Origin of the sequence: Mesorhizobium sp. M7A.F.Ca.CA.003.01.2.1, assembly GCF_003998945.1 — a bacterium.
Lineage (GTDB): Bacteria > Pseudomonadota > Alphaproteobacteria > Rhizobiales > Rhizobiaceae > Mesorhizobium > Mesorhizobium ciceri.
In genome coordinates, this window is record NZ_RZRA01001416.1 from 1 (window position 1) to 897 (window position 897).

At 67.6% G+C, this 897-nt stretch carries 1 protein-coding gene; it reads left to right on the top strand.

All coding sequences use genetic code 11. The annotated features are described in order from the left end of the window. The coding region (locus tag EN969_RS33120; RefSeq protein WP_164758756.1) for a MoxR family ATPase at positions 1 to 813 on the top strand (813 nt) is incomplete at its 5' end. Positions 814 to 897: the final 84 nt, after the last annotated feature.

Below are 897 nucleotides of genomic sequence, written 5' to 3' on the forward strand. Positions count from 1 at the left end.
CGCTATCTGGCCGACGACAGTCTTGCGACCGCGATCTTCCTGGCGATCCGGCTGGGGAAGCCGCTGCTGCTCGAAGGCGCACCAGGCGTCGGCAAGACGGAAGCGGCCAAGGCGATCGCCGCGCTGCTCGGCCGCGATCTGGTGCGGCTGCAATGCTATGAAGGCATCGACGCTGCGCACGCGCTCTACGAATGGAATTATCAACGCCAGCTGCTCGCCATTCGCCACGCCGGCGAGCACGAGATCGACATCTACGAAGACCGTTTCCTGATCGCCCGGCCGCTGCTGCAGGTGCTGAAGGCGCCGGAACAGCGCGTGCTGCTGGTCGACGAGATCGACCGCTCGGATCATGAATTCGAGGCGCTGCTTCTGGAATTCCTCTCCGATTTCCAGATCAGCATTCCCGAACGCGGTACCGTCCGCGCCACGGCACAGCCGATCGTCATCCTGACCTCGAACCGCACCCGCGAGCTTGCCGAGGCACTGCGCCGCCGCTGCGTCTACCACTGGATCGGCTATCCCGACGCCGAGCGCGAGGCCGCCATCATCATGCTGCGCGCCGGCGATGTGGCCGAGGTAACGGCGCGCGCGGTGGCGGCGGCCGTGCAGACCATCCGCGCCCGGCCGCTGGCCAAGCCGCCGGGTATCGCCGAGGCCGTCGAATGGGCCAATGCCGCCACCATCCTGGAGAAGGGCGGCAGCCCGTGGCCGGAAGCCTTCCGCCGCGCCATCGGCGTGCTGATCAAGGACGAGGAAGACCTTTCCTACATCGCACCGGAGCTTGGCCGGATCGTCGAGGAGGCGCTGGCGTGACGCGGGAGGTCATTTCGCAAGGCTGGCGGGACAGCGCCCCCCTCTGTCCTGCCGGACATCTCCCCCCCAAGGGGGGAGATCGGA